A 2,454-nucleotide genomic window follows, 5' to 3' on the forward strand; every position below is an offset into this window, starting at 1 on the left:
CGGTTTTTGGTATAAAAAAATCCATTTTCTCGCAGACTGGATTTCGGGGTCACATAATAAAGGCCGCCTTACCGCAGGTATCGAGATTTTCCTGGCAGAACGTTTCCCGCTTTCACTCGGCTGGCAGCGTTCCAATGCCGATGGTTCGCAGGCTGCGGTTGTACAATTAACGATTTTACCAAAATGAGTCTGAATATTCCCACGTTTTCCCATATCCCATCATGACAGCAGCAGAACCAAAACATTCCTTCTTCTACCGGAACAGTTTAAGTATTGTATTTATCACCTTGTTCCTGGTGACGCTCGCCGGACAGGCAATTACCGGCTGGCACGAACACAACTCCGAGCTTGAACAGGACAATGCCGCCCCGATCGGGTTTACAGCTTACCTGCAAAGCGGGCACTTTATCTCGGCCACGTTTGAAAATTTTGAAAGTGAATTCCTGCAAATGGCGCTGTATGTAGTACTCACCGTCGAACTCCGCCAGAAAGGCTCTGCCGAATCCAAGTCGCTGGATGAAAAAGAAGAAGTGGACCGCGAGCCACAACCGGGAAAGGATGCGCCCTGGGCAGTCAATAAAGGTGGCTGGATATTGAAACTGTATGAAAATTCACTATTCGCCATGTTCCTGATTTTGTTCCTGATCAGCTGGTACCTGCACCTTTACGGGAGCTGGGTGGACCATAATGAGCAGCAGGCTTTAAATGGCTTGCCTGCGGATAGTATGGGAAATTATCTGACGCAGGCCAATTTCTGGTTTGAGGCGTTTCAGAACTGGCAGAGTGAATTCCTTTCGATTGCGAGCATTGTCGTATTTACAATTTTCCTTCGCCAGAAAGGTTCTCCCGAATCCAAGCCGGTAGATGCACCCAATTCAGAAACAGGAAAATAACATTGAGCCGCTAAGCGACTGACGTGAAAGCATCCTGCTCCGTATCGTCTGAAAACTCGGTCAGCTCGGCAGCCAGGGTGTGTCTCAAGGAAGCCAGCTGGCCAATGTGCGCATGACAGGCCAGGGCGGCCTCACTATCTTCGTCTATATGTGTGAGCAACAGCTCGTATGCACTGATCAGCTGCTGCTCTCCTCTAATCAGATCGGAAAGTAGGTCAGCGAGGTTATCAGCGTCCATTTCTTCGTCGTTTTTACTTCTTGTGATACTCGCCAGGTCACCGTCGTTGAGGTTGCACTTCACCGATTCGTAAAGCGCTCCCATTTCCTTTTTGTACAAAAGTGAAATCATAAATCCGTTGCTGCACGTCTTTCTCAGTGCAGAAGAGATTTCCATCCCCATTACAGACCTGAAAAGCTCTTCCTGCTTTTTAATCAGCCTCCAGACGCGGGCGGTACACTTGACGATATTTCTTGAAGGATCGGACATGGGTAATGAATGAATTTTCTGCCGCCCTAATAAAAATCGTGCCAACAATGCACCTCCCCAACTATTGAGAAAAGCAGCGACAACCGGCTGGCATGCATTTTTCTAAGCGACCGGCGAAAATTTATCAACAACAAACCAAAAATGCTTTTTATGAAAAAGTTAAAATTGCTCCTTATGCTTACTGCCGGCATGTTCGTGGCCGTATCCTGTAATGATGATGACGATGATAATGTGGGGACTACAGTACCCGAGGCGGACAGAATGTTTGTAACAAATGCAGCAGATGGCGGAATGTTTGAAGTGAAAGCGGGAGAGCTGGCTGTTGCAAAAGGTGATACTTCGGGAACAGGCATGGTAATGGGTTCAGACACCATGAGCATCAAATCTTTCGGGCAAATGATGATAACTGACCACACCAAAGCCAATAACGAGCTGAAAAGCAATGCAGAGCCAAAGAGAGTAGAAATTCCTGCGTCACTGAGCGCGGCCAAGCAAAAGATGCTGGATAGTTTGAACACTGCCTCCGGTGCTGCATTTAACATGATGTATGTGCGTATGATGGTAACGTCCCACAAGGAAACCGTTTCGCTGTTTGAAAAACAGTCAAACACAGGCCAGGATGCCGAGCTTAAATCATGGGCTTCTCAAAAGCTGCCTACTTTAAGACACCATCTTGAAATGGCCGAAATGATGCATGATGAAATGTAAGGTGCATTTTAAAAGACAATAATCATGGAAAACGACAAAGCACAATCCGATAAGGAAAGGGTACTGAAAAATGACCCGACCTCAGGCGGGCGGAATGCCACCGACAACTTCAATGAAGACCAGGTGGATGATTACGGGATTGATTACAGCAAGCCCGGCGCAGAAGAAGAACTGGAAGAACGCATTACTGTCAAAGGTGGACGCGGTGCGAACAGCGGAGACAGAAATCCCAATGACGAGTTCGACGACAAGTAATACAATGCTATTGAGCAGCCGGATATGAACCCGGCTGCTTACTTCGGTAATACGATTAATTAACACAGTTTTTGATGATTTTATGGCGGACAGACATATAGAAAATGAGCT

4 protein-coding genes and 1 pseudogene are annotated in these 2,454 nt (G+C 47.0%); 4 read left to right on the forward strand and 1 reads right to left on the reverse strand.

The features are described from left to right. Nucleotides 1-187, forward strand: a pseudogene (locus tag ACTIE6_RS22210) (hypothetical protein); the annotation flags it as partial. 34 nt (nucleotides 188-221) lie between these two features. After that, complete coding sequence (locus tag ACTIE6_RS22215) at nucleotides 222-893, forward strand: DUF6766 family protein (RefSeq protein ID WP_439558716.1); 672 nt, start codon at nucleotides 222-224, stop codon at nucleotides 891-893. A 10-nt stretch (nucleotides 894-903) separates the two neighbouring features. Here ACTIE6_RS22215 and ACTIE6_RS22220 read toward each other — a convergent pair whose 3' ends face one another. Further along, entirely contained in the window at nucleotides 904-1,380 is a 477-nt protein-coding gene (locus ACTIE6_RS22220; protein WP_439558717.1) for a hypothetical protein, read from the reverse strand. 150 nt (nucleotides 1,381-1,530) lie between these two features. Between ACTIE6_RS22220 and ACTIE6_RS22225 the strand changes: the two genes are divergently transcribed. Then, complete coding sequence (locus ACTIE6_RS22225) at nucleotides 1,531-2,088, forward strand: DUF4142 domain-containing protein (protein WP_439558718.1); 558 nt, start codon at nucleotides 1,531-1,533, stop codon at nucleotides 2,086-2,088. Nucleotides 2,089-2,112: 24 nt separating this feature from the next. After that, the gene (locus ACTIE6_RS22230; protein WP_439558719.1) at nucleotides 2,113-2,343 is read left to right on the forward strand and encodes a hypothetical protein; all 231 of its coding nucleotides are present in this window, start codon (nucleotides 2,113-2,115) and stop codon (nucleotides 2,341-2,343) included. Nucleotides 2,344-2,454: the final 111 nt, after the last annotated feature.

The sequence above is a fragment of the Dyadobacter sp. genome (genome assembly GCF_051859145.1).
In the GTDB taxonomy this organism is placed as follows: domain Bacteria; phylum Bacteroidota; class Bacteroidia; order Cytophagales; family Spirosomataceae; genus Dyadobacter.

Bases quoted from the DNA above. Each gene is read 5' to 3' on its own strand.
- ACTIE6_RS22230 (WP_439558719.1), top strand. From the start codon at position 2,113: ATGGAAAACGACAAAGCACAATCCGATAAGGAAAGGGTACTGAAAAAT.
- ACTIE6_RS22225 (WP_439558718.1), top strand. From the start codon at position 1,531: ATGAAAAAGTTAAAATTGCTCCTTATGCTTACTGCCGGCATGTTCGTG.
- ACTIE6_RS22215 (WP_439558716.1), top strand. From the start codon at position 222: ATGACAGCAGCAGAACCAAAACATTCCTTCTTCTACCGGAACAGTTTA.
- ACTIE6_RS22220 (WP_439558717.1), bottom strand. From the start codon at position 1,380: ATGTCCGATCCTTCAAGAAATATCGTCAAGTGTACCGCCCGCGTCTGG.